Genomic DNA, 22,726 nt, shown 5'->3' with positions numbered 1-22,726 from the left:
CCGGGTTCAAAAGCTCATTCAAACTCCGGGAGGGAGTCTGAATGAGTTGAATGTAATGTTTAAGTGCCTGGTATTAAAATGCACCCAGTTCTGCCAGGTGGCTGTACCGGGTGTTTCCATGGGTAGAAAGGATTGTTATTCTGATATATCTGCTCTCGTTAAAGGACGACAAAAAGAATTTCTGCTGGCTATTTGTGTTCTGGAGATTAAGCACTCCGGCCTCTTTCCAGCTTGTTCTGTCAATGCTTGTTTCCACCTTCACTGAAGCCGGTTTTCCATTGTTAGATGACTGTCGCCCGATAAATGAAAGTCCCCGCAAAAGATGGCTTTCACCCATATCTACAATAAACCAGTGGGGTAGCGGTGCCTCTCCTCCGTCCCATTTTGAATGCCAGAAGGTACTGGTTTTATTATCAATGATGTGGATGCCTAAGCCTCCGTTAACTTCTCCTTCTGCAGGTTCTTCAGTAGAGACATCAACAACACTCCATTTACTGCGATTGAAATCCGGGAAATCGGCAAAGTCAAGGGAAGGCTGGACGAGGTAATAGGCGGTTGTTAAAGATTCATTTAATGCTATCCCACTGCTAACGCTTTTAATAGTTATTGGCAGGATGTATTGTTTAAATAGTTCCAGCTTTTCAAAAGGGTTGACTTTAACATTTAACGGCTCTGTACTGATCGTTCCCTTTTTTATCAGGGCTGATGTTTGACTAAATTCGTATGAATCTTGAGGTAAGAGGGGATAGCTGGTGCCATTTTTGACATTGAAGAGATCAGCCTTTGAAGGGTCTATTTCAAAAGTCACCTCAATATCCTGATTTGCTTTTCCGTAACCGCCAAAGCTAGCGCCGTAGGTGATGTGGTATACAGAATCGGCCATCTTGATTTTAACGGCATTGGGGTTTCTCGCTGCCGCCGCCATGTATATCCTATCATAACCGGGGGTTAGATCTTCTTTGGGTATATCAATTTGTTCGCAGCCGCTTGAAGTTACTATAGCCAGAGCAATGAACAGATATTTGATTATTATTTTAGTATTCATATTCTTTTTCTTTGCTTGTTAATCCAGTTACCAACCAGGGTTTTGTACCAGTTTAAGGCCACGGTCCATTTCGTATTGCGAAAGAGGGAACCAGTAGTACGCCTCTTTCCACAAATGATTATCGGCCACTACACGCTTATAGAATTCAGTACCGTCTTTGTCGATATTCATCCCATGCAGATTTCCCATTACAGATTTTACAATCTTCCATCTTCTGACATCGAACCATCTGTGGCTTTCGAAAGCCAGTTCTATTCGTCGCTCATCGCGTATTTTCTGGATAAGCTCGGCTCCTGAAACTGCAGGCAGACCGGCTGAACCATATTGAGGGATCCCCGCTCTTTTTCTGATCAGATTGAGATACTTAAGTGCTTCAGCATCATTACCACCATATTCAGCCATAGCCTCTGCATAATTGAGGTAAATCTCGCCCAGACGAATTAGTATATAGGGTCGACTATTGCTGATACCGGCGATGCGGTTTGTTTCTTGAGAGACGTTTTTAATAACGAGATAACCGGTATGGGAGTAGTCCTCTCCTCCGTTCTTTTTACCATCACGTCCGGAGTAGGTCATATCAACCGTAATAGAATCCTGGGTTATAGCTCCTCCTTTGTAGCGGGCACCGTTATATAGTATGGAGGCATAGAAACGCGGTTCGCGATTGAGATACATGTTGTATACATTGTTGGTAAAACCGGTTTCTGAATACAGTTCTGATTGAGAAATGGGCTTTCCGTCTTTCATGAAATAGGAGTCAACCATTTCCTGTACAGGAGATATGCCGTTCCACCCTCCCGCCGAACGCAATGAACAGTTATAGTCCCAGTTCCATAACCCATTACTCTTACGGACAAAAATGCACTCGTTGTTCCATGGTACCAGATGTATTCCACGGTAGGATTTAACGGGATTGCCTGACGGGTCCTCATACAGCTGATAGACATTCAGATCAATAACTGCTTTCGCCGCATCGGCCGCTTTTTTCCATTTTTCGCGATCCGCCGTTTGAGATATAAACGGCGTGCCGTCGAGATTGACAAAACTTGCGAAATCGCTATTTCCATTAAATTCGGGACTGGCAGCATATAATAGCAGACGTGATTTGAGAGCAAGCGCTGCCCCTTTCGTTGCTCTGCCATATTCGCGGTCGGTTGCCGGAACGACAGGAAGTATTTCGGCTGCTTTATCAAGCTCGGAAGAGATGTAGTCAACACATGCATCATAGGAGCTTCTGGGCAGTTGCATGTCGGTGGCAGTTGCATCGGGCGGCAATTCCTGTTCGCCAATGAGGACGACAGGCCCATACTGACGGAGAATCATAAAATAGAAATAAGCACGCAGAAAGCGTGCCTCTGCTTTATATTGGTCGATAAGCTCCTGGCCGTTGAGGTTTAGAATTTCCTGATTGCCGTCTATGTGATTCATGAAATATGTAGCCGACCGTATTCCGTTGTAATATGACTGCCAGGTATAAAACGGGGAAGTCCCCGGGCTCCAGTTACCAACATTTAACTGGTAAATCGTCCACTTTGCCCAGGACACATTTATTTCATCTACGTTGCCGGTCCAGGGATTGCCATTCCACTGGTCGCTTTCGTCTCTGACGAAATTGTATACATTGGCGAGGTATTCTTCAGAAGGGCGTTTCTTTTGAAATACTTCTTCTATAGTTTGACGGTCGTTGGGTACCTGATCTAAATAATTGTTACAGGAATAAAGCACTGTTACAAACAGTACTAAAATTATATGAAGAGATAGTTTGTTCTTTTTCATTTGATTAGGGGTTATTTTTAAAACCGGCAATCAATGCCAACGCTATACGTTTTCATTAATGGGTATTGGGCTCCTTTACCATCACCGAGTTCTACATCCCATAGTTTAAAGCTGCTGAATGTGAGGAGGTTGTATCCAACTGCATACACTCTGAAGTTGGACATTCCGAATTTTTCGAGCCAGCTCTTTTTAGGAAATGCATAGCTAAGTTCGACGTTTTGCAGCCGCATAAAAGCGCCGTTCTTGATCCACCATGTACTGTTGTCGTAATTTGAGTTTGATGTCGATGGATAGGTAAGTCTCGGATACCAGGGGTCGGGATTCGAACCGTCCGGTGTCCATCTGTCGGTAATATTGCTAAACAGGTTGCCGCGTGTGCCTTCTTTCTGAAAGGGTTGCAAGCCCTCGCCGTTAAGCGAAATATCTACATTGCTGATTCCTTTGAACCATGCACCCAGCGACCAGCCCTTATAAGTAAAAGAAGGCCCAAAGCCATACACTATCTCAGGTATAGATCCGTAACCCACAGGACCCTCATCGTAATTATCTATTTTGCCATCTCCATTCAGATCTTTGTATTTTATATCCCCGGGCTTGATACTGCCGGTTTGGGTAGGACTGTTTGCAATTTCTTCTTCTGATCGAAAAAGCCCTATGGCTGTTTTGCCAAACCGCTGGCCGAGTTTCCGGCCAATCACCTGTTGCCAGGGATATGGCCAGATCGCATTGGCATCTTCCTTAATAATGGCCCGGTTCCAGACTACGTTGCCTCTGAGTTCTAATGAAAAGTCATTGCTTAGCTGTTTGTTGAATACTACAGTTCCGTCAAATCCCTTGTTGTGAACCGCTCCCAGGTTTCCATAAGGCGTAGCCTGAATTCCTGCGTAGTTTGGTACGTCGCCCCGCGGCTTGAAAATACCCTCTCTTTTTTCCATAAACAGATCGAGAGTGAGCGATAGTGATTCTTTCAAAGTGCGTAGTTCCAGTCCTGCGTTTGCTTTTTTTGCCTGTTCCCACGTAACGTCTACGGCGTACTCACCAATATCAAGCCCTCCGAAATTATTGTCGGTATTTCTTCCAAAAGAATATCCCGTTCTGGATGCTACAGTGGAGATATAGGCAAACCGACGTCCTCCGATATTGCTGTTACCCACAATGCCATATGAACCCCGGAACTTAAGAAACTGAATGGTTCCTGAAAGAGCCTTGAAAAATTTTTCGTTGGAAGCTACCCATCCTATACCGTAGGAGGGAAAAAATCCAAATCTCTTCCCTGTGTTAAAAGTTTCTGAGCCGTTGTAGCCCAGGTTGAACTCTGCCAGATACCGGTTGTCGTAGGCGTATGTCGTACGGGCGGCAATGCCCTGATATCGATAAGGTATGGCATTGATAAAATCATTTGAGAAGGCGTCTGTGCGGTCGCTCTGGTTATAGAGCAGCATAGCGCTCACATCATGCTTTTTATCGCCGAAACTATTGCTGTAATTAAGCGCAGCCTCTGTATAGAATTGCCGGCTCCCCCCATTTGACCGTTCGTATCCTAAATAGCTGGAACCTACCCGGGTTTGGTCGAATACCAGATTGCCGTTTTCATCGCGATTAGAAGCGAAATAGGTGTCTACAGTCTTGGTTCTTGAGATCTGATGATAATTGTTATTGTCAAATGAAAACATACCATAGGCCGAAAGTCCCTTTAGCCAGGGGCTTAGATCCTGGGTGATTTTTATATTTGACCAAAGCTGGCTGGTTACATTGTTAACATAACCGCTTTGTGTTAACATATCGTATGGGTTTGACTCCTCTCCCCGGGGCTGAGGTATAGATCCGTTTGAATATTTCACAGGAATAACTGTGGGTGGCATGATATAAGCTGCGTTCCAGATTGAACTGGCGCTTCTGCCCGGATAATTGCCATCTGATATCCACCCGGACGCGCCAAAATCCACCTTTGTATCTCTGAATAATTTCAGGGTGAGATTGCTCGTAAAGTTATACCGGGTAAACTTGATTGCAGAATTATACTGGGCCAGCTCATCCGTCTTATATAACCCGTTTTCATCATAATATCCGACCGAAAGATAATATGTGGCACGATCCGATCCGCCATTTGCATTTAGATTAACGCGTCTGTTCTGACCGAAATCGTTAAACATCTCTTTCATCCAGTTTACATTTGGATGAAGATCGGGATCTGAACCGCTAGCAGTGGCCAGAATTTTCTCTTCGGAGTATAAAGGCATTGCTGTGGGATTACTATTATGATAAGCTTCGTTTGCGATCTGCAAATAGGTTACTCCATCTGCAAATTCGGGTATCTTGGTGAATTGAGTGACACCTTGATTAATCTGCAGGTTTACTTTGGGTTTACCTGCGCGGCCCTTTTTAGTTTCGATCAGGATAACGCCGTTTGCACCGCGAACTCCATACACTGCAGTAGCGGAGGCATCTTTTAATACGGTGAAATTCGCAATATCTTCAGGGTCAATATTGCTAAAGGCGCGTTCTACTCCATCAACCAGCACAAGGGGGCTGCTGCTGGTGAAGGTAGATATTCCCCTTATATATATCTGTGATCCGTCGTAACCGGGTTCACCGCTCCTTTGTACCCCTATTACTCCTGCTACCCGGCCTGCGATAGCGTTACTTAAGTTCGCAACAGGCTGCTTAAGGGATTCCACGTTTATTGAAGACTGTGCTCCTATGGTTGTGATTTTTTTCTGCACGCCATATCCAACGATCACTACATCTTGCAATGCAGTTGAATCGGGCCGTAGCTTTACGTCTATGGTTTTTTCCGACCGAATAGCCCGTTCTTCAGTCAGGTAACCGACGAAGTTAAACACAAGCGTCCCCTTCATCTCGGGGATCTTTAAGAAGTATACCCCATCGGCGTTTGCGCTGGTTCCAATGCTGGTTCCTTTAAGACGTACAGTTACACCGGGCAGAGGTTCGTCTTTTTCGTCTGTAATCTTACCGGTGATAATAATCGGATCCGCCTTTGCAGGCGTTACGGGCGATTTGACTTCTTTATTTACAATAAGAATAATTCCCTCTTCAATGCTGTACTCTAACGGAAGATCGGCTAGCAAGCTATTTAATACGTAGTCAATTTTGGCCTTTTTAAAGTTTACCGTAAATGTTTTAGTATCGTTAATAGTTTCGTTACTGTATAAAAAGTTATATCCTGTTTGCTTCTGTATCTCATTAAACAGCTCTCTCAGAGAAGCATTCTTTTTTGAAAGGGATAATGATTGCGAGTAAACAGAAGCACTTACTTGTATACATGTAACAAGAAGTAAAACTGCCACTAATTTCATAATCAGTATTAATTTTTTAAGTTTCTGCAGGTGAGTCGTTTGCCTTTTTAAGGGCGTACAGAACAGTCCACAGGAATTCAGGGAAAGTACAAGATGTTTCATACCTTTGCAGGGATTGGGTTAAAAGTTAATTGGAGTTCTTAATTTCTATTTTAGAGCTAACCCTTTCTAATTGCCGGAAACCTCTCACCGTTTCCGGCTTTTTTTACCGGGTAATGCAATTCAGACAGGTCAATTTTTTTTCATTTTCGTCCTCCTTATTTATGATTATTTTAAAACAATAATTACGTTATTTTCCATTTTAAACCGGGCAGAGCCGGTTCTTTCCAGCATACGAAGTACCTTACTCAATGCACTCTTCCTGGGAATGCTTCCGGTATAACGAACGGAAGGTACTTTACCTTCGTATTCTACTTTTACATCATATAGCCTTTCGAGCTGCTTCATAATGTCGGTAATGTTTGTTTCGTCAAGAATAAATAGTCCGTCTTTCCACGCAACTACTTTGTCCAGTGAAACATTTTCGACTGAAATATATCCGCTCCCTGGTTTTAGTGAAGCTTGCTGGCCAGGTCTGAGCACTCTTGATTCAGAGGCACCGTTTCCCAGTACCTGAACGCTGCCTTCAAGAAGCGTGGTTTTGTTAGACCCTTCTTCGGGGTATGCATTAATGTTAAAGTGAGTTCCAAGTACCTTTACCTCCTGTCCGCGCGTTTTAACTATAAAGGGTATTTTTTCTAATCCAGATCTTTTTGCAATTGTGTTTACTTCGAAGTAAGCTTCGCCGGTTGTACTTACTATCCTATCCTTGCCTGTAAAAAAAGAAGGAAAAGTAATAGAAGATTCGGCATTAAGCCATACCCTGGTGCCATCAGACAATACCAATTGATATCCTTCTCCCCTTGGAGTGGTAAGCGTATTGTATTCAGGCTCCTTTTTATTATCAATATTGCTTGTTATGGCGTAAATCAGTTGTCCTGGCCGGGACTGGCTGATAATCGTATTGCCTCGCCTGGCCAGCGTTCCTGATTCTCTATCCTTAAGTATAATTTTAGAGCCATTTGACAAGATTAGTACAGCCTGGTTGCCGACGGGTAGAATATCGTTTTTTTTGGAATTTGCAGATCTGTGGTTATTGTAATAGTAACGGGAAAGAAAAGTAGTTCCCGCCATGACCATAAGAAACATGGCGGCAACAGAAAGCCATTTCCTTTTCTTTGACCAGGTATTCTTTTTGTGACTTTTTATATCCGTGAGTATCTTGTTTAACAATCTTAATCGTACCGTTTCGCGACTGCCCAATACTTCTTCGTCCCATGTTTCTTTATTCTTCTGCAACTCATCGTAATATAAAAAGAGGATTTGTTTCCCCTTTTCATCGATGGATCCATCAAGATATTTCTCTATTAACTCCTGAAAGTCTTCTCTTTTCACAAGAATGTTTACTGTATGTGTCAAAAAAGGATAAGTACCCCGAAAGGCGAATGATTTTTTTTAAAAAAAGGTATTATGGCAGGGAGATGTCCGATCTGAATCCTTTTAGTTTTTCAAAAAGTGAGAGGAGAATACAAACATTGCCAGAAATATCACTTCACCTAAAACGGGACGGAGTCGGCGTATTGCTATGGTGATCTGGCTCTCCACTGTTTTAGGCGAAATGCCGAGGCGCTCTGCAATCTCTTTTGTAGATAAGTGTTCTTTTCTGCTTAATAAGAATATCTCCCTGCATTTGGGTGGTAATTGCGAGAGGGCAAGTTCAAGCAGCTTGTTTATGTCTTTCTCTGCAAGCAAATCCTCTGTTTGATTTGCAACCGACATCCGTTCAATCTCTTCGTAAAGGCCATCCCTGATCTTTCCTGATTTTATTGCCTTAAACACTTTATACCGAATTGACGCGTACAGATATGAATTGAGAGATTCTATTTGTTTAGTGGTACGCCTTGCCCACAGGTCTGTCATAATCTCCTGAACAATGTCTTCTGCGGCTTGTTGATCACGCAAAATGTTATAGGCCGAGAGATAGAGCCTGGACCAGTATTTATTGTATATCATTTCAAAAGCTGTCAGGTTATTTTCCTTAACAAGCTCAAGAAGTTTTGTATCAGTCCACAACTGTGTTTCTTTCCCCGGCATAACCACTAATTTAAGCAGCAGTGCCTGCAATTAAAAGAGTTTTATTGTATAATACAACTAAAATTGTTGCGCGATTTTGGTATGCGTTAGAAAACCGGGAGTTTATATCAGCCGAAAGAGGTAGAAACATAAGCTTATTCTTTCAGGTTGTCGTTGAAATATGTCTTACGAGATTCTTTTTAGCCAAAGGCAGTAGTGTTTGTTCCAGCGGGAATGTGATATCCGTTTCTATATGGTATACTGCCGGGTTGGGGAACTCCCTACGGGTATGGATCAGGTCTTTCCTGATCGCCTCTGGGGTTCCATAGACGAAGTTTCTTTCATAGCTTGTAACGTATTGAGTATTAATGCCGCGATATTTCTCATCGCGGCTCTGGAAAATTGTAACCTTAAACTCATAAACGTTTGTCTCTTTCGTGTCTCCGTTACGTAGCAGAAGATAGCCATGGTAAGGATACAGAGGTATAACCCCTATGGTTTCTATATGCAGCTGACTTTCAACAAAATCGTATATTTCCTTACCGGCCTTTATCGCAGGATCAATCTTTTTTAACGAGTAATTAATAATGTGTTCTATTTCCTGCATCAGTGAGTCATCCTGAACCATCTTCTCGTAGGTGAGTTTTACGGCTTCTATATCGGCATTTGTTAAACGCTCGGGAAATGACTTCTGAAGCACTGTTTTACTTTCTTTAAATTTAAGCAGATTGTTGTAATGGAAAATAAGGTCGTTGAGGTCTGGATATAGTTTGGTTTTATTAAAACGTTTATTGATGTGTTGTAAATAGGCGAGAAGCTGATATTTCTTATATTCAAAGTCGAGAGATCCTTCGATAAACCAGTTTACACTTAATGTCGTCATAAATCCTCCTTTTACATATACAATAAATACAGAAAAAAGATCAAATTTGCAACAATGCCTAAAGGAACAATCTTTCTTCTTCCGGTGCCCTTAGCTGAGAATTCAGCTGAACGGACGCTCACAGCCTGGCAAGGCCAGCTAATAAACAACATAAATACCTATATTGTTGAGAACGAAAAGACCGCCCGTTACTGGCTCAGAAATATGGGACTCAAGACGCCTCAGAGTGAGTTGGTGATCCATGTGTATGGGAAACATTCGGAGAAAACGGATATTGCACATTACTTTAAGGCGCTGGAGACCGGAACGGATGTGGGACTGATGAGTGAGGCGGGTTGTCCTGCGATTGCCGATCCGGGTTCAGAGATTGTTGCCGAAGCACACAGAAGGAACATCAAAGTGGTACCCATGGTTGGGCCGAGTTCGATACTGCTTGCCCTGATGGCCTCCGGCTTTAACGGCCAAAGTTTTACATTTCATGGTTACCTGCCGATTGATAAGGTACAGCGGTCTAAGAGGATAAAAGAGCTTGAGAACATATCGGAGAGGCACAAGCAAACACAGATATTCATAGAAACGCCTTTCAGGAATAATCAGCTTTTGGAAGAGATCCTGAGAAGCTGTCAAAGCCAAACTCGGGTATGTGTTGCCTGCAACCTTACCTCAGATGACGAACAAATTATCTCCTTACCTGTTGAACAATGGCGGAAACGGTCGTATGATTTTCATAAGAAGCCGACCATCTTCCTGCTTTATAAATGAATTCTCTACCCTCACATTGTTCTGTTCTAATAGTGGGCGCCGGACCGTCAGGTTTGATGATGGCCGCCCAGTTACTGCGCTTTGGTGTCTATCCGGTGATCATAGACAGTAAGACAGGGTTGACAAGTAACTCACGGGCCTTAGCGGTTCAGGCCCGGTCACTTGAGATTATGAGGCAGCTGGGTGTAGATGCCGCTGTATTGGAGGAAGGAAACGCTGTTAAGGGGCTTGCTATTCATGAAGATACAGAAGAGGTGGCTCATCTTGATCTCACTTCTGTCGGCGAAGGGATTAGTCCTTTCCCTTATGTGCTCATCCTGGAACAGAATAAGACTGAGAAATTACTTCTTGATTATCTTACCTCCAACACCTGCCCCGTATACTGGGATACAGAGCTTAAAGGTGTTTCTTCCACGGAGCGCCGTGTCGCTGTGCGACTGAGACGGGGGGATGTTGATGAAACGCTGACATGCGACTGGCTTATCGGGGCTGATGGAGCATCCAGCAGTGTAAGGAAAAGCCAGGGTATTGCCTTTACCGGCGGCACGTATCTGAACAAGTTTTATCTCGCAGATATAAATCTTAAAGGCCAGCCGGATGGTGGTGACGTGCGTGTATTTCTTGAAGATAAAGGCTTTACCGGTATTTTTCCTATGCAGCGTAATAATTACCGGTTTATTGGGATCCTGCCACGAACCTTAAGGCGCCGGGAGAGTGTTACTTTCGAGGATATCAAGCCTTATATAACCTACGCTTCTGGAATCCCCCTTGAGGAAGAGTCATGTTATTGGTTTTCGACCTATCAGCTTCATCACAGGATGGCTGAACGCTTTCGTAACCGGCGCTGCTTTTTAATTGGCGATGCCGCTCATATTCATTCACCAGCCGGAGGGCAAGGGATGAATACAGGGTTGCAGGATGCCTATAATCTTGCCTGGAAGCTAAGTGGAGTGCTGAAGAAGGAATATAACGAAGGGATACTGGATACATACGCCGCCGAGCGGATGCCTGTTGCAAGAGCGCTGTTAAAGACTACTGACCGCCTGTTTACAATCGCAGCCACACAGAACTGGCTTATTAGCAGGATCAGAAACTGGCTTCTGCCGAAGATCCTTCAGATGTTCTGGAGAGACAGAAATATTCCGGTTAAGCTGTTTGCACGGATTTCGCAGACGGGAATTCAATACAGGAGTAGTCCCCTGTCTGTCCATCACAGCCAGTCGGGCCGGGTGAAAGCGGGTGATCGCCTCCCTTTTCTGCGCCTTTTTGATGAAAAGCTGAAGGAAGATAGTGATCTTCATTCATGGTGTTCAAAACCTGGCTTCACTCTCCTGGTTATTGGGTTTCTCAGCCAGCGGGACGTTCATCTGCTCGCAAAATGGATTAAGTCTGCTTATCCGTTGGATTTGAATTTTTACTATCTCCCGCCTTCGAAGCCTAATCAGCATATATTTGATTTCCTTGAAATAAAAGAGGATAGAAACAAGGCGTTAATCATACGACCCGACATGCATATCGGTTATATGAATGATATTGTTGATATAGAACTCCTGGATATCTATCTGAAAGAGACTGTTGGATGGAGGAAATAACACAGGTTTTATCTGTATAGGTTTTTCGCCTCTATAAAGTCCAGTACGGTATCGGGAACGAAGTATTGCACATTTTTTCCTTCTTTAAGGGCTTTCCTGATAAACGTAGATGAGATTTCCATAACGGGAGTTTCGGTTATCGTCACTGAAGGATGGCCGTTCAGATCGCAATCTTCAAATCCAGGCCTTGGGTATACATAAACGTGATAGTCGCGCAGGATGAGCTCATAGTTTTTCCACTTCTTTAGTGATACGAGGTTATCAGCTCCCATAATTAGGGAAAACTGGTGCCCGGGGTACCGTTCGTGCAGATGAGTGAGGGTGTCAATCGTATAAGAAGGTTTAGGAAGCTTAAATTCGGCATCACTCACAAAAATGCCAGAGGCATGTTCTGTAGCGAGTTTGGCCATTTCCAGCCTGTCGTACATATTAATAAGCGCTTTTTTATCCTTTAAGGGATTGTGTGGCGATACAACAAGCCACACTTTATCCATATCGGTATAATGAGCCATATAATTGGCTATGATCAGATGTCCCGTATGAACGGGATTAAAGGAGCCGAAGAAAAGTCCTATTTTCATAGATTACACTGTCTTTTGCTCAGTTTGAAGCTGTCTTTATTTTCCGATAAACTCTCTTACGATTTTTTCAGCCTGGCTACAGGCGGTCTGCAAATCAAAATTAGGAAGTATCACATCAAAGTGACTTGCAAATGTCAGTTCTTTATCTGCCTTGGCAATCCTCTCCTTTAGCTTTTCGGCGCTGTCGGTGCCCCGGCCTGCGAGCCTTTGGACAAGAACCTCCGGGGATGGCGGCTGGACAAATATAGAGAGCGCCTGATCTCCGAATTTCTTTTTCAAACGCATGCCCCCTTGAACATCGATATCAAATACAACGTGTTTCCCTTCATTCCATATACGTTGTATTTCGGAGCGAAGGGTTCCGTAAAAGGTACCCGAGTATACTTCTTCAAATTCTACAAATTCGTGCTTGGCAATCTTATGAAGGAACTCTTCCTTACTGATAAAATAATAGTCCTTTTCATTCATTTCGATGCCTCTGGATTCACGGGTTGTTGCAGATATAGAGAATGAAAGTTCGGGTATTTTTTTTAGCAGGTAGTGAACAATTGTAGTTTTCCCAGCCCCGGAAGGTGCTGAGAATATAATAAGCTTGCCTTGAGTCATATAAAAATTGTGTATCTGAAAGTATGTGTGTTAAAACTGTTAAAGCACGTTTAGCAGCTGCTCTTTCACTTTTTCAAGCTCCTCCTTCATTCCGACTACGATCTGTTGGATGCGGGCGTCATTTGCTTTAGAACCCATGGTATTTATCTCCCGTCCGATCTCTTGAGAAATGAATCCCAGTTTTTTACCGTTTGCATCAGATGATTTGAGGGCTTGTAGGAAATAGTCACAGTGGCTTTTAAGTCTGATCTTCTCTTCCGTGATATCGAGTTTATCAATATAGAATATTAACTCCTGCTCGAGGCGGTTCTGATCGGTGTTTTCCTTGCCTACATATTCATCCAGAAGTTGCATGAGCCGTTCCCGTATAACAGGCAGACGTTTTGGGTCCTGCTCTTCAACCTGTTTAAGCGCCTCCAGAATATTATTTATCCGGAGGATAAGGTCTCTTTGCAGAACATTCCCTTCATCAGCTCTAAAGGTTTGGAAATTCGCCAGTGCCAAAGAGAAAGTACTATAAAGTTGCTGCCATTCCTCTTCAGATACGATGTCTTCGTCGTATTTGATAACCTCCGGAAAGTTGAGGGCTAGTTGCAGTAAATTGTTGCCATTGTCGTTCAATTCTTCAGCTGAGGCTTTTAGTTGCTGGTAATAAAGCTTCAAAAGTGTGCTGTCAATCGAAGCAGTCTTTTTTTCATTTTCCGGATACTCGATAGTGAAAGCAATATTTACTTTTCCACGCTCTATCTGCTTACTGCAATCATTCCTAAGAATCAGTTCTTTATCGGAAAAAGCTTTAGGAAGCTTTAATGCAAGTTCCAGAAATTTGCTATTAAGTGATTTTATCTCTACGGTATATTTTGCATTCGCATGATCTTTAGAGGCTATACCGTAACCAGTCATGGATTTAATCATGGGCAAAGATACTATTTATTCAGATTCGAACTGTTTGGATATTCACAAGCAGTATGTTTTTTTACTGGAAAAATAACTCTTTTGGCTTGGTTTATGTTAAAATTGGTTAAATACCGCAGGTATGAGTAAATATCTTTTAGCTTAGCAATGATTATGTTTTATTTAAAACGCATATCTGTCGCAATAACATTTGCTTTTCTTGTGCTATCACTTAATAGTGTTTCTGCACAGAGTATCAAGCCGCAGCAGGGGGCTGTATTAAAGAGAGGTGGCGGAGTGAGGATTAGCGGAGCGGTGGTACAAAATAAGCGAAGTAATTTTTCTGTTTCTACTAACCAATTTGGTTTTTTCAGTATACTGGCAGCACCAGGCGACACCATTGAAGTCCTGGCTACCGGATATACACCGCAGGTAATTGTGGTTTCTGATTTCAAAGATGCACTTATTTATCTTATTCCGATAACCGAACTAAGTGAAGTGATCGTAAAAGGTAAATCGTTGGAAAACGAGCTTAAGGAGGTTCAGGATGGTTATCGAAGTAAAGGAGTTTACTATAACGGAAAACCGCCTCTTCTTGCTTCAGTATTTCATCCGCTGACTGCCATTAATGAGCTCTTCGGAAAGAATGCTAAAAGAGCCCGCAGATTTAGCGAATATGCTGAACGTGAACTGGAGTACCAGGAAGTAAGTCGTCGTTTCAATGACCTTGTAATCAAAAATGCCGTTCCTATAACACCCGAGGAATTGCCGGAATTTCGGGCAGAGTATATGCCTGGCCTTGAGCAAATAAGGAGATGGAACGACTACGATCTTGTGGTGTATATTAAAACGTCGTTCCAGGATTTTAAGAAAAGCAGACAGGCACTGGATAATAAGAAGTAGCCATCCTTTAGTACCTTATTTCCTGCCTGCCTTTTTCACTTCTTTTATAAGTCGGATTTTAAGGAAGGCGATTAATGCAATCAGAAAGACAACAGCAGCAGAAAGCATATAGAAACTGCGATTTATACTCCAGAAAAGGCAGAATATCAGGATTATTATCGCAAGGTTATATATGACATTGAGCAATACTTTCTTTACCATCTATGATTACATTATCGCTACTGACTTAATATATCTGCATATCAGGATCGAACTTCTCTTTCCATGCAAGGATTCCACCTTCCAGGTTATAAAGATTCTCATATCCTAATTGTTGTTCGAGCTGCATGATAGCGGCGGCACTGCGTTTCCCGCTGCGACATTGAACTATAACAGGTTTGTCTGTGGCAATCTTATCTGACTCTATCAGCACTCCGGCAAGAGGGATATTTTCGCCGCCAAGATTGGATACTTCATATTCAAAAGGTTCACGAACATCTATAAGCTGAAAATCTTCGCCTTTATCTATTTTTTGTTTTAATTCTTCAACTGTAATTTCTTTCATAACGCGGGATTTAAAATCAAAGATAGGAAATATAACGGTCAGCTTTTGGTTTTTGAAATCAGGATTATGTAAAATACGAAAGAAAATTCGCTTCTGATCCCTTTATTTGTGGCTAATCTGTAACAACTTGCCTCACTACTCGTTTTATAAGAGATCAATTGTGATTTGATGAAGAAAGTTAACGGTTTTTTCTGGTTTTGTTCAGGTGCGCATGCCGGAACTTTGAGGAATTTTCCAACTGAGCATAATAAGTATGTAGGTATTGGGGCCACTATATTCTTTACAGCCCTGTTTGCAGCTCTCTCGGGAGGATATGCCATGTATTTTGTTTTTGCTGGTAGTAGCGCTGCTGTGTTTTTTGCTTTCCTGTTTGGTTTGCTGTGGGGCCTCGCTATTTTTAATATGGACCGGTATATCGTGTCGAGTATTAATAAGAACGGATCTGCGAACCGGCAAATATTGCAGGCTACACCCCGTATCCTGCTCGCTATAATGATTGGTATTGTCATTTCGAGACCTTTGGAGTTGAAGATCTTCGATAAGGAGATCAGGCAAAAGCTTAAGACTACTTACCTCAATGGGCAGCGTTCCAAAATTGATACATTAAATCATACATTTGAGAATAAATACGGAGCACAGATCAATAAACTGAAGGACCTTAATAGCGAGAAGGATTCGCTGGAGAGGGATATCAACAGATCCAGGTACGTTCTTAATCAGGAGATCTTCGGTGACAAAACTAATCAAACTTCAGGGAAAGTGGGTTTTGGTACTTATGCTAAGCAGAAAGAGGCAGTATTAAATGAAAAGGCGTCCCGACTTGAATCGGTACGATCAGAAATAAATGTTCTTGAGAATTACGTTAATCGAAGAAAAGATATCGATGGTATAACGAGCGAAAAGTTGTTCAGCGGAAGACAGCTTGACAGCCTTTCGAATGTGGCGGGTTTTGCAGACCGGAACTGGGCTCTTGGCCAGCTGAGTTTTAATGCCGACGGGAGCCGTGATATTGGGACATATCTTGCCATTATGTTCATCGGGCTTCTGTTTATTTTGTTTGAATGCCTCCCGGTGTTTGTAAAGCTGATGAGCGACAAGGGTCCGTATGATATCGCCCTTCAAAATATAGAGGAAGCGGCGATTTATGGTTCTTATAAGAATAAAGATTATGACATCGCTGTAACCGACGGCGTACATGATACCAGGGTTGAAACCGAAATAGATAAGCAGAAAAAGATTATCCGTGCCAGGTCTTTACGTGAAATTGAGGATTTTGATTTGAGCTAAACGGCTTGTTCTTGAGCGTAAACTACACGTTCTTCCGCATGATATAGTCGTTCATATAATAATTATAATACGGAATGTCAGCTTCCTGGTAAACCTCAAACCCCTGCTTTTTATAAAAATGGAAAGCGGGATTTTGTCTGTTTACATTGAGTTCGAGTAGTTCGCCTTTTTCTTTTCTGGCCTCTTCTTCTATAGCTGAAATAAGTTTCCGGCCGGTACCATTTCCTTGTTCCGAGGGCAGGATGTAAATTTTATGAAGCTTGAAAATGCGTCTCTCCGGATCTGAGCATGAGAACGAGGCGAAAGCTACAGGCTCAAGGTCTCTTTCTGTGATTAAGAAAGTCTCCTTTTGAAGCTGAGTCTTTAGAGCTGGTTCGGAATACATCGTGTCAAGCATGAAACTGATTTGCTCCGGTGAAAGGATACTTTGGTACGTTGGCCACCACGTATCGTGCGCCAGTTTACGTATTGCCGGGATATCTTCTTCGGTTGCAACTCTGATTGTCATATCTGGTATATGGATTTACATTGCAAAAATAACATCACAACTTAGAGTTTTAAAAAAACAATCTGATAGGACATACAGGGTGCTTGTGATTTAAAGTTCTTCGGCAATGAATATAAATGGCTGTTCAAAAGTCAGTGTATAGAATCCTTCTTTCTCGGTTTTATAAGTATGTCCCGATATTTTATGAAGTCCCATTGTATGTAGGTTCTTAACTTCAGAAAGGATTTCAATTTGCTCGCCGGCAACCTTCCACTTACTAAATCCCGGCTTTGCTGTGAAAATCCTTTTTTGCGGAGTAAGGATAACAAGGGTGATACTATCGGCGAATAAGGCGTAATCTTTTAGCTTGAAACTTGTGGTGATTATATTCACAGCGTGATACTGTTCTCCTGCAAGATATTTAAGAGCGTCAAGCAAAGGTGAGTTCCCGGTATGGATCACAAAGGTCTTGTGCTGCAGCGGAGAAGATATCGAACTGCTTATCACTCCGTCTATCTTTATTCCGAGAGAATCTGCTGCTTCATAAACCGGTTCATTAACAAGTACTGTGGGGTTCCATTCGAGTAGCTGGCCCAGGTGTTCATCGTTAAAGCCGTTCAAATCCATTATGAGTAAGGCGGGTTCCTGTTTTTCGCGTACAATGTGGTGAGATGACATGATTTTTTGGTAAGAGCTATAGAGGTTAAAGCATAAAGATAAGTAACGAATGCTAAAAGAAAAAGCTTTTGACTCTATCCTTTAACCTTTTATCTTACAGTACCTTTCGATAAATCTCTTTAAATGCTTTTGCAGGATCAGGAGCGAGGTTGATTGCAGACGAAGCCGCAACGCCATATATCCCCGTTTTAAGCAAATCCTCAACATCATCTATTGTTATTCCTCCAACGGCCAAAAGAGGAATGGCAATGCCTTTTTGAACCATGCTGTCGGTTATGGCTTTGTATCCGTCCATTCCTAACAGAGGGTAATCATTAGGTTTTGTCAGCGTTAAAGCGAAGGGGCCGCACCCTATATAGTCTACTGAATTACTTTCAGCTATACGGATAATATCTCCGATGGTGTTGGCCGACGCCCCCAATGTCTTATCTTGTCCTATCTTTTGACGAATAACTTTGAAGTCAGCCTGCATATCTTCTATATGCACACCCTGTATATCTGCCTTATCAAGAAGATGTAAATGGTCGGTTATAATCAGAGTAGCTCCCCAGTCGTCGCAGATTGCAGCAATCTGATTAACTTCTTCCAAAAGCTCGTCATCTCCTTTTGAAAAACAACGGTATTGAATCCAGTTAGCGCCGGCTTCGCAGGCTGTCTGCGCCTGTTGTATATGGCTTCTGTCGGGCAGATCCTGGGTGAGATAGTGAAATCTGGAGATATACTTTTTCATATCATTCTGGGGTAATCCCGGTGGATATTTATGCCGGGAGAGCGGGAATATTTTGAAGAAGTGTAAAGTTGAAGGCGGTTCGAAATTTCAATCGGATACTTTCAACTTTACACTTACTACTCTCAATTTACTTTAGTGCTTCAACAACCGGCTCACCTATGTTTCCGTTAGGGGCCTGAATATGCAGCAGGGCGGCAATAGTTGGTGAGATGTCCGTCATTTTTACCATGCGGCTGGTACTGCCCTGTTTGATGCCCCAACCCATTAAGACAAACGGGATATGGGCGTCATAAGGGTTCCATACGCCATGATTTGTTCCCAGCGGTGAGCCGCTGAAATATCCCGGCTTCGGAATGATCTGAATAACCCCGCTGCGCTCCTTGTTGTAGCCATTAATGATTCTTTTTTTTAATACTTCAGGAATAGCTGCCTCTGATGCTTTATCTACATCGACCGCAAACAATATATCGTCTCTCTTTTTCAAAAACTCGACACATGCAGTTCTTATGGCTGCTTCGTCGAGGTTGTTTTTTGCAATAAGGGAGTTATTGAGACTCACCTGATAACTTCCAATACTCACTACAATGTTAGATTCTTTAAATTCTTTGGACAGAGCTTCATTCAGCTCTTTTTGAATTTTTGAGGTAGGCAAAATACCTGCAGGAATCTTTTGATCTATCAAGAAATTCGGGTTGTGTGCTCCGCCGTGGTCCGCAGTAAGAAATACGGTATAATTTCCTGTGCCAATTTTGTTATCCAGGTAGCTGAGAAAGCTCGACAAATCTCGGTCGAAACGTAGATAGGTGTCCTCAACTTCAATAGAATTAGGCCCAAAGCGATGCCCCATGTAATCCGTTGACGAGAAACTTACCGCAAGGAAATCGGTAACTGTATTCTGCCCAAGTTTTTCGTTTTCTATCGCAGCCTTTGCGCAATCAAATGTAAAAGTGTTGCCATAGGGTGTCGTTCTTAGGATGCCGAAATCCTTTTCAAACATCGACGACGTCTTAATAGGAAATACAGGCGCAGAAGTGCCGCTAAATTTCCCCTCATACCTGTTATCGTCTTTGGTACTCTGAGCGTATGTGTTCATTGGATATAGAGTATTCCAGTCTTGTTTAAGGTATTTTTCCGGGAGTCTTTGGGCATTCAGGTTTTTAACCCAGTCGGGGAGCTGTTGCATGTAATAAGTGCTGCTGATCCAGTTTCCAGTTTGGTCATCAAACCAGTAAGCCGCATTGGCAGAATGTCCTGCGGGTAAAATTCCACCACGGTCTTTTAGCGCTATGCCAATTACTTTTGAACGGAAGTTGGTAGCTAGTCTAAGTTCATCTGTTACAGTGCTTACTAGCAGGTTACGGGGCGACATCTGTCCGGCAGTGCTGGTACTTCCAACGGTTTGAACAGCGGTGTCTCCGGCGCAGTACATTGTTTTTCCGGTTTTCTGATTGATGAAATCATTCCCGGCTATGCCGTGAATCGCCGGGACTGATCCCGTGTATATCGACGAATGGCCAATAGCGGTAACGGTAGGGATATAATCAATATTGGTATTCTCGCAGCTAAAACCGTCTTTCAGCAGACGTTTCAAGCCACCGTTGCTGTATCGGTCATAATAGCGGTAAAGATAATCCCATCTCATTTGGTCCACTACTATACCCACAACTAATTTGGGTCTGGGAACAGATGTGTTTTGAATTGGTTTTTTTTGGGCAAGCGATAAATTGCTGACTATTGCTAATACTAAAGCAATAAGGAATGTGTGTTTAATCTTCATGGTTGGATAAAGATAAGGACATTCTATAAAAATAAAATTCTGTAGCCTGAAAACTTCAGCCTGCTGTTAGTGTCAGCAGGCTGAATAACTAAAATTTTACATTTAGAGATAGCAGGAAATTCCTTGTGGCTTGTGGGTAAAAGCCGTTGCCTGAATAAAGAGCGCCTTCATAAATGTATTTAAAGGTATATCCGTTGTTTTCATACAGCTCGCTAAATATGTTGTTGACCTGAAAGGCGATACCGATGTCTTTGATGCTTCCCACTCCTGTGTTGTATCGGAGTCGCAGATCATTAACGAAGAAAGCGCTCAGTACCCTGTCCCGGTTAAGAGGGTCGTCGATGACTGTGCTCCTGTTAGATGTATTATCAAGGTACTGTTTACCAACATATTTACTTAAAAAAGCTATTTCAGTGTTGGATACCGGACGAAAGCTGATTTCGCTGGAGCCGATGAATGACGGCGAAAATGCGATATCCGTGTTTTTATACTCAAACGTTCGCTGTTCGTTATCATCATCAACGTATTCAGTGAAGTTCCTGATCTTATTACGGCTCAGGCTTGCGGTAGCCGCCCAGGTTAACTGTGGTAAAATCCTCCATTGTCCATCGAGCTCTATACCAGTACGATAACTGCTTGGTACATTCCGGCGTGTGTATTCCCCGACATCGTTGATCCTTCCGGTAAGGATCAGCTGGTCTTTATAGAACATTCCGTAAGCATTGATCCCTGCCTGAAAGTTTTCCCCTCTGATACGGTATCCTGCTTCTATATCTTTTAGGTTTTCTGCTTCAGGCCTGCTTTCGGGAGTAGATTCAGTATAGTCGTCGCGATTAGGCTCTTTATTGGCCACTGCAAAGGAAGCGTAAACATTGCTTCTTGAATCAATAAGCCAGGTAAGACCAATCTTAGGATTAAAGAAATTGAGATTATCTTTTTGCTGAACATTCCTTTGATTCCGGTCGAAACCAAGGAAAGAATACCCGATTCTTCTGTATTGAAGATCGAAAAAAGCGTTGAGTTTACCGCTCTGATAGTTGGCCCTTAAGTAACTGTTGAAATCCGTTTTTACTGCATTATCTTCATAATATCTCCTTTTGGCGCTGGTGTAGTTGCTAGCCGGATCGACGTAAGGAACTTCTGCCCATATCACCTCTCCAAAATGATCACCTCTGTATTCGTTATAAGCGCCACCGAGTATAAGTTCCAGTGTGTTTTGTGGTTTGTAGTTCAACGAATAAGTAAGACCATAGAAATCATTGTCGAGCCATCTTCTTCTGATAAGATTACTTGTTTCTATTTTGGTACCGCCGATAACTACAGGCGATATATTATAATTTTTAAGCGAATCAGCATCTTTGAACTCTTCGTAATAACCCCTTCCGTAGGTGTAGTGCAAAGCTGTATTGAGAGATAATTTATCATTAAAAGTATGAGTATAAAGGAGCTGGTAATGATCCTGCTGGTAGTTATCTGTTTGGTCTTCGTAAGTAAACTCATTATACCGGCGATTAGTGTCGAGTATTGATTCGGGTACTCCGTTCCATGCCTGATACGTTTTCTCCTTACCTGAGAAAACATTCGCCCTAATCAAGTCCTTTTTGCCGTAAAAAGCACCGGTAAGGAAGAAGGATTTTAGATCGGAAGATGCCCGGTCAATGTAACCGTCTGATTTAATCCGAGATACCCGGGCATCGAACGTAAATTTGTCGTTAATCAGGCCGGTACCTACACTTACCGTATTTTTCCAGGTTTCGAATGATCCATATGTATTGTTAATTTCAGCATATGCTGAGTCACGTCGGGTAGTTGTCTGAACATTAAGGCTCCCGCCAAAGGCGGCAGCCCCGTTGGTGGAAGTGCCTACACCTCTCTGAATCTGGATATTGTCGACGGAAGAAGCCAGGTCAGGCAGGTTTACAAAAAATGCGCCCTGGCTCTCTGCATCGTTTAGCGGAATACCGTTCAGTGTGACATTTATGCGGGTTCCATCACTCCCACGGATTCTGATTCCCGTATATCCGATTCCCGTGCCGGCGTCGGAGCTTACTACTACAGAAGGCGTTTGATTTAATAGATAGGGAAGATCCTGACCGATGTTATTCTTCTCTATTTCCTGCCGGTTCATGTTACGATAAGTAGTGGCTGAATTTTCGCCAGCTCTGGTAGCTTTAACTATAACCTCATCTGTTATGAAGCTGTTTCTCTCCAGAGCAGCGTCTAAGGTCTGATCGCCGCTGATACGGATGGTTCTGCTATATTCTTTGTAACCGATATAGCGTATTCGAACCTGATACGATGCCTCCTCCAGAAAGGTGATGCTGAAGTCGCCATTGGAGTTGCTGGTTGAAGAGCGGTTGCCAATACTGATACTTGCTCCTGGCAGCGGCTGATGAGAGCTGCGGTCGGTAATTTTTCCTTTGATAGAGAACTGGGCTGATGCAACACATGGCAGCAGCATCGCCAGTAAGGCGATAAGATGATTTTTTCTCACTTTTATTTTTAAAAACAGTTAAACATTCAGTACGCAAGGGTCACGTACCTTTTTTAACTTTACCATTCCCTACGCCGGCATTATCCGGATCAGGTGCCCGAAGTAGCTGTGCTACTATCGGTGGGTATAATCTCAGCCTTTGTTTGTGTCGGAGAAAAACGCTATATGTTTTTTCCTCAACAAGGCACCCCTTAAGACGGCGTAAAGATAGTAAATTTTTGAATTCGCCATAATTCTCCTTATGTTTATCCCCTTTTA

At 42.7% G+C, this 22,726-nt stretch carries 20 protein-coding genes; 4 read left to right on the top strand and 16 right to left on the bottom strand.

The window, feature by feature from the left end; translation table 11 throughout:
• Positions 1 to 73: 73 nt before the first annotated feature.
• From BDE36_RS00725 to BDE36_RS00700, 6 genes are all read right to left on the bottom strand, one after another.
• The gene (locus BDE36_RS00725) at positions 74 to 1,045 is read right to left on the bottom strand and encodes a BT_3987 domain-containing protein (protein WP_141813353.1); all 972 of its coding nucleotides are present in this window, start codon (positions 1,043 to 1,045) and stop codon (positions 74 to 76) included.
• 27 nt (positions 1,046 to 1,072) lie between these two features.
• Positions 1,073 to 2,821, bottom strand: coding sequence for a RagB/SusD family nutrient uptake outer membrane protein (locus tag BDE36_RS00720; RefSeq protein ID WP_141813352.1), 1,749 nt, complete (start codon positions 2,819 to 2,821; stop codon positions 1,073 to 1,075).
• A gap of 17 nt (positions 2,822 to 2,838) precedes the next feature.
• Positions 2,839 to 6,138 (bottom strand): TonB-dependent receptor, encoded by a 3,300-nt coding sequence (locus tag BDE36_RS00715; protein ID WP_161987507.1) that lies wholly within the window; start codon positions 6,136 to 6,138, stop codon positions 2,839 to 2,841.
• 267 nt (positions 6,139 to 6,405) lie between these two features.
• Positions 6,406 to 7,572: a FecR family protein gene (locus BDE36_RS00710; protein ID WP_141813350.1), complete on the bottom strand. Its 1,167-nt coding sequence runs from the start codon at positions 7,570 to 7,572 to the stop codon at positions 6,406 to 6,408.
• A 105-nt stretch (positions 7,573 to 7,677) separates the two neighbouring features.
• On the bottom strand, positions 7,678 to 8,271 hold the full coding sequence (locus BDE36_RS00705) for an RNA polymerase sigma-70 factor (RefSeq protein ID WP_141813349.1): 594 nt from the start codon (positions 8,269 to 8,271) through the stop codon (positions 7,678 to 7,680).
• Between the two features lie 142 nt (positions 8,272 to 8,413).
• Positions 8,414 to 9,133 (bottom strand): hypothetical protein, encoded by a 720-nt coding sequence (locus BDE36_RS00700; protein ID WP_141813348.1) that lies wholly within the window; start codon positions 9,131 to 9,133, stop codon positions 8,414 to 8,416.
• Positions 9,134 to 9,187: 54 nt separating this feature from the next.
• Between BDE36_RS00700 and BDE36_RS00695 the strand changes: the two genes are divergently transcribed.
• Together BDE36_RS00695 and BDE36_RS00690 are read left to right on the top strand one after the other, a co-directional pair.
• Entirely contained in the window at positions 9,188 to 9,895 is a 708-nt protein-coding gene (locus BDE36_RS00695; RefSeq protein ID WP_141813347.1) for an SAM-dependent methyltransferase, read from the top strand.
• Complete coding sequence (locus BDE36_RS00690; protein ID WP_141813346.1) at positions 9,892 to 11,487, top strand: FAD-dependent monooxygenase; 1,596 nt, start codon at positions 9,892 to 9,894, stop codon at positions 11,485 to 11,487. The genes BDE36_RS00695 and BDE36_RS00690 overlap by 4 nt, the downstream gene beginning before the upstream one ends.
• A gap of 8 nt (positions 11,488 to 11,495) precedes the next feature.
• On the opposite strand, the gene nadD is transcribed toward BDE36_RS00690, so the two are convergent.
• The 3 genes from nadD to BDE36_RS00675 are packed head-to-tail and all read right to left on the bottom strand — an operon-like array spanning position 11,496 to position 13,577.
• Positions 11,496 to 12,068 carry a nicotinate (nicotinamide) nucleotide adenylyltransferase gene (nadD, locus tag BDE36_RS00685; RefSeq protein WP_141813345.1) on the bottom strand — a complete coding sequence of 191 codons (573 nt, stop codon included), beginning with the start codon at positions 12,066 to 12,068 and terminating at the stop codon, positions 11,496 to 11,498.
• 36 nt (positions 12,069 to 12,104) lie between these two features.
• The gene (gene gmk, locus BDE36_RS00680; RefSeq protein ID WP_128770686.1) at positions 12,105 to 12,674 is read right to left on the bottom strand and encodes a guanylate kinase; all 570 of its coding nucleotides are present in this window, start codon (positions 12,672 to 12,674) and stop codon (positions 12,105 to 12,107) included.
• A 39-nt stretch (positions 12,675 to 12,713) separates the two neighbouring features.
• On the bottom strand, positions 12,714 to 13,577 hold the full coding sequence (locus BDE36_RS00675) for a YicC/YloC family endoribonuclease (protein ID WP_141816460.1): 864 nt from the start codon (positions 13,575 to 13,577) through the stop codon (positions 12,714 to 12,716).
• Between the two features lie 165 nt (positions 13,578 to 13,742).
• On the opposite strand from BDE36_RS00675, the gene BDE36_RS00670 reads away from it, so the two are divergent.
• Entirely contained in the window at positions 13,743 to 14,471 is a 729-nt protein-coding gene (locus BDE36_RS00670) for a peptidase associated/transthyretin-like domain-containing protein (protein WP_141813344.1), read from the top strand.
• A gap of 15 nt (positions 14,472 to 14,486) precedes the next feature.
• Here the strand turns inward: BDE36_RS00670 and BDE36_RS24315 are convergent, their stop codons facing one another.
• Together BDE36_RS24315 and BDE36_RS00665 are read right to left on the bottom strand one after the other, a co-directional pair.
• Positions 14,487 to 14,672 (bottom strand): DUF6358 family protein, encoded by a 186-nt coding sequence (locus tag BDE36_RS24315; protein ID WP_394366870.1) that lies wholly within the window; start codon positions 14,670 to 14,672, stop codon positions 14,487 to 14,489.
• Positions 14,673 to 14,697: 25 nt separating this feature from the next.
• Positions 14,698 to 15,015, bottom strand: coding sequence for a rhodanese-like domain-containing protein (locus BDE36_RS00665; protein WP_128770688.1), 318 nt, complete (start codon positions 15,013 to 15,015; stop codon positions 14,698 to 14,700).
• 168 nt (positions 15,016 to 15,183) lie between these two features.
• Here BDE36_RS00665 and BDE36_RS00660 point away from each other — a divergent pair, with 168 nt between their 5' ends.
• Positions 15,184 to 16,302: a DUF4407 domain-containing protein gene (locus BDE36_RS00660; RefSeq protein ID WP_141813343.1), complete on the top strand. Its 1,119-nt coding sequence runs from the start codon at positions 15,184 to 15,186 to the stop codon at positions 16,300 to 16,302.
• A 22-nt stretch (positions 16,303 to 16,324) separates the two neighbouring features.
• Here the strand turns inward: BDE36_RS00660 and BDE36_RS00655 are convergent, their stop codons facing one another.
• From BDE36_RS00655 to BDE36_RS00635, 5 genes are all read right to left on the bottom strand, one after another.
• Entirely contained in the window at positions 16,325 to 16,810 is a 486-nt protein-coding gene (locus tag BDE36_RS00655; protein WP_128770690.1) for a GNAT family N-acetyltransferase, read from the bottom strand.
• A 90-nt stretch (positions 16,811 to 16,900) separates the two neighbouring features.
• Positions 16,901 to 17,467 carry a thiamine pyrophosphokinase gene (locus BDE36_RS00650; RefSeq protein ID WP_128770691.1) on the bottom strand — a complete coding sequence of 189 codons (567 nt, stop codon included), beginning with the start codon at positions 17,465 to 17,467 and terminating at the stop codon, positions 16,901 to 16,903.
• A gap of 94 nt (positions 17,468 to 17,561) precedes the next feature.
• Positions 17,562 to 18,197: a thiamine phosphate synthase gene (locus BDE36_RS00645; protein WP_128770692.1), complete on the bottom strand. Its 636-nt coding sequence runs from the start codon at positions 18,195 to 18,197 to the stop codon at positions 17,562 to 17,564.
• A 127-nt stretch (positions 18,198 to 18,324) separates the two neighbouring features.
• Positions 18,325 to 19,974 (bottom strand): alkaline phosphatase PafA, encoded by a 1,650-nt coding sequence (pafA, locus tag BDE36_RS00640; RefSeq protein ID WP_141813342.1) that lies wholly within the window; start codon positions 19,972 to 19,974, stop codon positions 18,325 to 18,327.
• A gap of 88 nt (positions 19,975 to 20,062) precedes the next feature.
• Positions 20,063 to 22,468 (bottom strand): TonB-dependent receptor, encoded by a 2,406-nt coding sequence (locus BDE36_RS00635; RefSeq protein ID WP_317132930.1) that lies wholly within the window; start codon positions 22,466 to 22,468, stop codon positions 20,063 to 20,065.
• Positions 22,469 to 22,726 lie beyond the last annotated feature (258 nt).

The sequence above is a fragment of the Arcticibacter tournemirensis genome (assembly GCF_006716645.1).
GTDB lineage: Bacteria > Bacteroidota > Bacteroidia > Sphingobacteriales > Sphingobacteriaceae > Arcticibacter > Arcticibacter tournemirensis.
The sequence above is the reverse complement of the archived record's forward strand: the minus strand, read 5'-3'. Positions and strand labels throughout refer to the sequence as shown.

Coding starts and splice junctions, on each gene's coding strand:
- BDE36_RS00690 (WP_141813346.1), top strand. CDS start 9,892: ATGAATTCTCTACCCTCACATTGTTCTGTTCTAATAGTGGGCGCCGGA.
- BDE36_RS00655 (WP_128770690.1), bottom strand. CDS start 16,810: ATGACAATCAGAGTTGCAACCGAAGAAGATATCCCGGCAATACGTAAA.
- BDE36_RS00650 (WP_128770691.1), bottom strand. CDS start 17,467: ATGTCATCTCACCACATTGTACGCGAAAAACAGGAACCCGCCTTACTC.
- BDE36_RS00670 (WP_141813344.1), top strand. CDS start 13,743: ATGTTTTATTTAAAACGCATATCTGTCGCAATAACATTTGCTTTTCTT.
- BDE36_RS00705 (WP_141813349.1), bottom strand. CDS start 8,271: ATGCCGGGGAAAGAAACACAGTTGTGGACTGATACAAAACTTCTTGAG.
- BDE36_RS00695 (WP_141813347.1), top strand. CDS start 9,188: ATGCCTAAAGGAACAATCTTTCTTCTTCCGGTGCCCTTAGCTGAGAAT.
- BDE36_RS00645 (WP_128770692.1), bottom strand. CDS start 18,197: ATGAAAAAGTATATCTCCAGATTTCACTATCTCACCCAGGATCTGCCC.
- BDE36_RS00715 (WP_161987507.1), bottom strand. CDS start 6,138: ATGAAATTAGTGGCAGTTTTACTTCTTGTTACATGTATACAAGTAAGT.
- gmk (WP_128770686.1), bottom strand. CDS start 12,674: ATGACTCAAGGCAAGCTTATTATATTCTCAGCACCTTCCGGGGCTGGG.
- pafA (WP_141813342.1), bottom strand. CDS start 19,974: ATGAAGATTAAACACACATTCCTTATTGCTTTAGTATTAGCAATAGTC.
- BDE36_RS00725 (WP_141813353.1), bottom strand. CDS start 1,045: ATGAATACTAAAATAATAATCAAATATCTGTTCATTGCTCTGGCTATA.
- BDE36_RS00660 (WP_141813343.1), top strand. CDS start 15,184: ATGAAGAAAGTTAACGGTTTTTTCTGGTTTTGTTCAGGTGCGCATGCC.
- nadD (WP_141813345.1), bottom strand. CDS start 12,068: ATGAAAATAGGACTTTTCTTCGGCTCCTTTAATCCCGTTCATACGGGA.
- BDE36_RS00675 (WP_141816460.1), bottom strand. CDS start 13,577: ATGACTGGTTACGGTATAGCCTCTAAAGATCATGCGAATGCAAAATAT.
- BDE36_RS00720 (WP_141813352.1), bottom strand. CDS start 2,821: ATGAAAAAGAACAAACTATCTCTTCATATAATTTTAGTACTGTTTGTA.
- BDE36_RS00665 (WP_128770688.1), bottom strand. CDS start 15,015: ATGAAAGAAATTACAGTTGAAGAATTAAAACAAAAAATAGATAAAGGC.
- BDE36_RS24315 (WP_394366870.1), bottom strand. CDS start 14,672: ATGGTAAAGAAAGTATTGCTCAATGTCATATATAACCTTGCGATAATA.
- BDE36_RS00700 (WP_141813348.1), bottom strand. CDS start 9,133: ATGACGACATTAAGTGTAAACTGGTTTATCGAAGGATCTCTCGACTTT.